6 protein-coding genes and 1 tRNA gene are annotated in these 6,121 nt (G+C 66.1%); 4 read left to right on the plus strand and 3 right to left on the minus strand.

Annotated elements, in window-relative coordinates; all coding sequences use genetic code 11:
• Window positions 1-856: 856 nt before the first annotated feature.
• Both BRAS3809_RS09135 and BRAS3809_RS09140 read right to left on the minus strand, forming a co-directional pair.
• Window positions 857-946 (minus strand) — tRNA-Ser (locus BRAS3809_RS09135).
• A 448-nt stretch (window positions 947-1,394) separates the two neighbouring features.
• Window positions 1,395-2,549, minus strand: coding sequence for an ROK family protein (locus tag BRAS3809_RS09140; RefSeq protein ID WP_008961802.1), 1,155 nt, complete (start codon window positions 2,547-2,549; stop codon window positions 1,395-1,397).
• Window positions 2,550-2,835: 286 nt separating this feature from the next.
• Between BRAS3809_RS09140 and rplU the strand changes: the two genes are divergently transcribed.
• From rplU to BRAS3809_RS09155, 3 genes are all read left to right on the plus strand, one after another.
• Window positions 2,836-3,219, plus strand: a complete 384-nt coding sequence (rplU, locus tag BRAS3809_RS09145; protein ID WP_008961803.1) for a 50S ribosomal protein L21 — start codon at window positions 2,836-2,838, stop codon at window positions 3,217-3,219.
• Window positions 3,220-3,357: 138 nt separating this feature from the next.
• Window positions 3,358-3,627 (plus strand): 50S ribosomal protein L27, encoded by a 270-nt coding sequence (gene rpmA / locus BRAS3809_RS09150; protein WP_008961804.1) that lies wholly within the window; start codon window positions 3,358-3,360, stop codon window positions 3,625-3,627.
• A 139-nt stretch (window positions 3,628-3,766) separates the two neighbouring features.
• A complete protein-coding gene (locus tag BRAS3809_RS09155; RefSeq protein ID WP_008961805.1) occupies window positions 3,767-4,357 on the plus strand; it encodes a GNAT family N-acetyltransferase in 591 nt (196 codons plus the stop codon).
• Window positions 4,358-4,520: 163 nt separating this feature from the next.
• Here BRAS3809_RS09155 and BRAS3809_RS09160 read toward each other — a convergent pair whose 3' ends face one another.
• Window positions 4,521-5,438 (minus strand): DMT family transporter, encoded by a 918-nt coding sequence (locus BRAS3809_RS09160; RefSeq protein WP_008961806.1) that lies wholly within the window; start codon window positions 5,436-5,438, stop codon window positions 4,521-4,523.
• Between the two features lie 201 nt (window positions 5,439-5,639).
• Between BRAS3809_RS09160 and BRAS3809_RS09165 the strand changes: the two genes are divergently transcribed.
• Window positions 5,640-6,121: GTPase CgtA (locus BRAS3809_RS09165; RefSeq protein WP_035655828.1), on the plus strand; the 482-nt coding region annotated here is incomplete at its 3' end.

Genomic DNA, 6,121 nt, shown 5'->3' on the forward strand with positions numbered 1-6,121 from the left:
TCGCGGGCCGGGATGGCGAGAGAGAAACATGGATTCCGAAAAATAGCAATACAATTGTTTTTTTGCGAAATTCAGGGTCACGCGTGAGCCCTCGTTTCGATCGCAAGCCGATCGCCCTGCACGACCGCCACGCCTCACCTTGAGGAGACCGCCGTCAGGCGGTCGTCTCGAAGGGCGAGGCCTCGCTGTGGCCTCATGGTTCGAGACGCGCCGCGCGCGACGATCTTGCCTCGCATTGACCTGGCCGGCGCGGCGCTCCTCACCATGAGGGTCCGGTGCCGAGATCGGCGCGGCGCATCGGCCGGCAGCCGTGTGTCCATGACGAGAGTCGGGTGCCGAGACTGGCGTAGCACGTCGGTCATCAGTCGCGTGTGCATCGAAGGGGCCGCGTCATGAGTCCCAGGCACGGAGCGTGCTGCACGCGGATCATGAGTTCGAAGAGCGCGCTCTTGGAGAGATCGCCTCGCCGGAAGACACGAGAGCCCTCGTTTCGATTGCGGGCTTTTGTCACCGTGCACGACCGTCACTCCTCACCCTGAGGAGACCGCCGTCAGGCGGTCGTCTCGAAGGGCGAGGCCTCGCTGGGGCCTCATGGTTCGAGACGCGCCGCGCGCGACGATCTTGCCTCGCATTGGATCTGGCCGGCGCGGCGCTCCTCACCATGAGGGTCGGGCGCCGAGATCGGCGTTGCCGCCTTGTGCTGCCACATTGTCATGAGCCGGGCGCCAGGAAGACAGCCGGGCGCAGCAGGTCGGTCGTCACCCGCGTGCTTGGGGAGAGGTTGAAGAGGGATTTGTACAGAACGGTCGCTGCGATTTCCGGCGCCAAGATCCGCGACTGCAGTTCTGGTCCTAAGTGGCGGAGAGGGAGGGATTCGAACCCCCGATAGGCTTGCACCTATGCCGCATTTCGAGTGCGGTGCATTCAACCACTCTGCCACCTCTCCAGGCGCAAATCAGGGGCGTGGCCCCCGGGTCGGGCGCCGTTCTAGGGCACGGCGGCGGGGGTGACAAGGCGGGGAAGAGGATATTTCCAACCGAAAAGCGGTGGGGCGGCTGACGCCTGCGCGGAATGGTCCCCTGGGGGACCGCGCGGGGCCAAGCGAGGTGGGACCGCCGTACGCTGACACATGCCGGCGGTCCCGTGTCGCTACATCTTGGGGAAACCGACGGAAGAGACGGGGGTCAATCCGGCCGGCCTGAGCGACGCGGACGACCCTGGGCCATCTCTGCGTGCATCGCAACGCCAACCGATTTTTAACCTAACCGATCAAGGTTACCGGGGTCGCGCCATCCGTTTGGTTGAACGGCGCTTTTTCGCACGCTGCGAACAGCTGGTCGCATTTTTAAGGCCCATATTGCGATGCAACATGGACCGGAGGCGAGTGGGGCCGCTCAGTCCTTTTTCTTCTTCGCCGCTTTCTTGTCGTCGGCCTTGTCGTCCTTGGCTTTCTCGTCCTTGGACTTCTCGTCCTTGTCCTTGCGGCCGTTGTCCCTGCGGCGGTTGGTGAAGCGGGCATTGCCGAGGCCGGTGCCGATCGTGAGCACGCCCCAGCGCTCGAACTCCTGCATGAAGGGCACCTCGGACAGGCCCTGGACGACGCCGTCATTGTGCATCAGCACCGCGGTGTCGTGGTCGCCGATCATCGGGATCGCCTCGACCAGGCTGGCCGGCAGGTTGAACTTGCTGCTCTCCCAATTGCCCGGCAGGTTCTGCGCGCCCTTCTCGATCGAGCCGTCCTCGTTGATGACGCCGGGACAGGCGATGCCGATGAAGGGGGCGAGCCTGAGGCCCTCGGCGTCGGCCTCCTCGATCAGGCCCTTGAGCATCTTGGCGAGCCGCTTCACCGCGCCCTCCCGCGTCGGCTCGTCATCGGCGTGACGCCAAAGGTCGGACTTCCACACCGAGGCCTTCGACAGGTCCGGCGACTTCTTCCAGGCGGTCTCGACCACGCCGCAGCGGATGTTGGTGCCGCCGATGTCGACGGCGAGGATGCTGTCATGAGCCTCGAAGATCCAGGACGGGGCCAGGTGCAGTGCGCCGATCAGGCCGGCATCGTCGGGGTGGTAGCGGATCGGCTCCAGCTCGACGCCGAAGCCTTCGTCCTTCAGGATGATCTCGGTGCGTGCGATCGCGAGCTCGCCGAGCCGGGAATCGCGGAAGCCGCCGCCGACCACGATGCATTCAGTCTTGGCCCAAGCCTTGGTGCGCAGGAAGCGCCTTGTGACATGGGCAAGCTCCTGGGCGAACTCCTCGATCGCCGAATGCACCACGGCGGAGGCCTCGGTGTCGTCGCCGACCAGGATCGCGTCGAGCGCCTTCTTGCTGATGGTCTCGCTGTCCTCGTCGCCGAACGGGTCCTTGCCGGATTTGCGCAGGGGTTTGCGCCAGCGCTCCAGGATCTTGCGGAAGGCGCCCTTGGAAGCGCGGTCGCCGAGGAAGCCGTCCTCGTCCTTGAGCTCGATGTTGAAGCTGTCGATCTCAACCGACGGCAGCCGCGCGGCGCCGTGACGGGCGATGCCCGTGGTGGTCATGACGTCGTCGGCCATTGATGTCCCTGCCCTGTTGCCTTGTGTGCAGGACAACGGCGGACGAAACCGATGGTTTCGGGCCTCCTTAACCTTGACTCAGGCTTGCAGGCCGCTATAAGCGCCCGATCGACCGGCGCGAGCTTCTCGCGCCGATTGTCGTTGCGCCCATTTTTGAGGTCTTGAGCCTCGGGCGCGGCTGCCGGCCCCGATCGGGCCGGACCACATGAACCATAACGACTGAACAAGAAGCCGACCCGGGGCCATCTGGCTTCGAGGCCGGGACCGAACACGAAGGATGAGAACGATGTTCGCAGTCATCAAGACCGGCGGCAAGCAATACCGCGTCGCCCCGGATGATGTGCTCGAGATTGGCAAGATCGACGGTGAGCCCGGCACGATCGTGCAGCTGAACGAGGTGCTGGTGGTCGGTGGCGACACCCCGGTGCTGGGCGTCCCGGCGGTGGCCGGCGCGTCGGTGGCCGTCGAGGTGCTGGACCACAAGCGTGGCCCCAAGGTCATCGCGTTCAAGAAGCGCCGCCGCAAGAATTCCCGCCGCAAGCGCGGCTACCGGGACGAGCTGACGCTGATCCGCGTCTCGGAGATCCTGACCGACAACGCCAAGCCGACCAAGGGCCCGCGCCCGAAGAAGGCCAAGGCGGAAGCCCCGGCGGCCGACGCCGCCGAGTAAGCCAAGCCTGCTGGCGCGCGCGGCGCGCCGCATCGGCTTCAAACCTTCATCGCGCGGATTTTTGGTCCGCGCCCTGCAATTGTGAATGATCCCTTGGCGGAATCGCGCTAATGGTGATCGCGAGATCGGAGACGAGCGATGGCTCATAAAAAGGCAGGCGGTTCATCCCGCAACGGACGCGACTCCAAGGGCAAGCGCCTCGGCATCAAGGCGTTCGGCGGCGAGCGCGTGATTCCCGGCAACATCATTGCGCGTCAGCGCGGCACGACCTGGCATCCCGGCCTCAACGTCGGCATGGGCACGGACCATACCCTGTTTGCCAAAATCGAGGGCGTCGTCGAGTTCCATGATCGTGCCAACCGCACGTTCATCTCGGTACGCCCGGTAGCCGCCCAAGCTGCCGAGTAACATACGGTGGAACAATTTGCGTCCGCCGGGTCCTGACGAACCGGCGGAGCGCCAGATGGCTCCAGGGGAGGCGGGACAACCGGCCTCCCCTTTTCATTTTCGCTGATCGATTGATCCCGAAGCGTCGATGGAGCCCGACATGCTGCAGGACATCACCACCCCCACCTTGCGCGAGGCGAGACCTTGCGTCCTCGAGACCCCCAGGCTGACCTTGCGTCCGCCGGTGCTCGCGGACGTCCAAGCCATTGCCAGGCTCGCCGATGACCGGCGCATCGCCGAGAACACCCGCCGGCTGCCGCATCCCTATTCCGAGGTCGATGCCGCCCGCTTCGTGCGCGCGCTGGAGCAGAGCGGCGAGACGGCGTTCCTGATCGCGCATCTCGATGCGCCGATCGGCATGGTCGGCATCAACCGTCCCGCGTCGGGGCGCGCCGAGCTCGGCTACTGGCTCGGCGTCGACTATTGGGGCCGCGGCTTCGGCACCGAGGCGGCGCGCGCCGCGATCGACGACTTCTTCGCGCGTGGTGAGGACAATGTGCTGATCGGCCACGCCCGCGTCAGCAACCCGGCCTCGCGCAACATCCTCGAAAAGTGCGGCTTCCAATGGACCGGCGTCGAGCTGCACCGCTTCGAGGTGATCGGCTCCTCGGCCCCGGTCGATGCGTTCCGCCTGACCCGCGGCGTGTGGGCCTCGCTGAAGGCCTGGGCCAATGCGGGACGGCGGAGTTAGCCGAGGCGGCCGCTCCATCAACAGCGTCGTCCCGGCCTTGAGCCGGGACCCAGACTCCGTGCAGCCTGTGTTGAAGAAGGCTGTGGCTCCGGCGTGATCCCATTACCAAGTTCGGTGGCTATGGGTCCCGGCTCGAGGCCGGGACGACGGGCGGTGGGTGCGGCTAGACGGGCGGGTTCACCGCACCCTGTCCCTGCCCCAGGCTGCGTTCGCGCAGGTAGATGTAGAGGCCGGCGCCGATGATGATGATCGCGCCGATGATCGTCGCGGGATGCGGGACGTCGCCGAACACGACGAAGCCGAACAGCACGGCCCAGACGATCATCGTGTACTGATAGGGCACCACCACCGAGGCCGGCGCGAGCTTCAGCGAGCGGTTGACGCAGAACAGCGCCGTCACCGAGATCAGCCCGGCCGCGGCGAACATCACGAGGCTGCCGGGCGTCGGCGTCACCCAGCCGAAGGCGGACATCGCGGCACCGAGCAGGAAGGTGCCGACGAATTGCGACGACGCCATCACGATGTCGGGCGTCGCGCGCAGGCTGCGCGTGATCAGCATCAGCACCGCGAACGACAGGCTGCCGCCGAGCGCGATCAGCGCCGGCAGGCTGAAGGTCTGCGCCGACGGCCGCAGCGCGATCAAGACGCCGCAGAAGCCGATCAGGATCGCGGTCCAGCGCCGCCAGCCGACATGCTCGCGCAGCACCAGCGCCGACAGCGCGGTGACGAAGATCGGACCGGCGAGATAATAGGTGATGACGTCGGCGAGCGGCAGATAGACGGTGGCGAGGAAGAACGCCGCGACCTCGAGCGTCGACAGGATCACGCGCACCAGCTGCAGCCAGGGACGCTCGAGCTGCACGAACGCCGCGCGGTTGCGCCAGATGAACGGCGCGAGCAAGAGCAGCGCGGCGCAGGCGCGCAGCCACAGCAACTGGCCGACGGCATAGGTCGAGACCAGGAACTTGCCCAGCGCGTCGCCGAACGAGAACATCGCGATCGACAGCAGCATCAGGCCGATGCCGGCCAGCCGCGCCGAGCGCTCGTCATTGGCGGTGGAGATTCGGGAGAGCACGCTCATGATCGGGCTGCCTTATCAGGCGCACTGCCGGCGCTCCAGCCCTTCCGCTGAAAGCGTCACGCAGCCCTGCCGCAACCCCTGCGCAAGCCTTGTCCACCGCTTGCGCAGCCTCGCTTTACCGCTCGAAATTAAGGCTTTCGGCCGAATTAACCGCATTCCGCGGTTGCTGTTGGGGGCTGCCTCGCCTACGTAGGGCGCATCATGAAATTCCTCGATGAAGCCAAGGTCTATGTGCGCTCCGGCGACGGCGGCAACGGTTGCGTTGCGTTCCGGCGCGAGAAGTTCATCGAGTTCGGCGGCCCGAACGGCGGCAATGGCGGCCGCGGCGGCGACGTCGTGATCGAGGCCGTCGACGGCCTCAACACCCTGATCGACTACCGCTACCAGCAGCATTTCAAGGCCCAAAAGGGCGAGAACGGCATGGGCAAGGACCGCCACGGCGCCGGCGGCAAGTCCGTGGTGCTCAAGGTTCCCGTCGGCACGCAGATCTTCGACGAGGATCGCGAGACGCTGATCCACGACTTCACCGCGGTCGGCGAGCGCTTCGTGCTGGCGCAGGGCGGCAATGGCGGCTTCGGCAACGCCCATTTCAAGTCGCCGACCAACCGCGCGCCGCGCCACGCCAATCCCGGCCAGCCCGGCGAGGAGCGCTGGATCTGGCTGCGCATGAAGCTGATTGCGGA

Origin of the sequence: Bradyrhizobium sp. STM 3809 (genome assembly GCF_000239795.1) — a bacterium.
GTDB lineage: Bacteria > Pseudomonadota > Alphaproteobacteria > Rhizobiales > Xanthobacteraceae > Bradyrhizobium.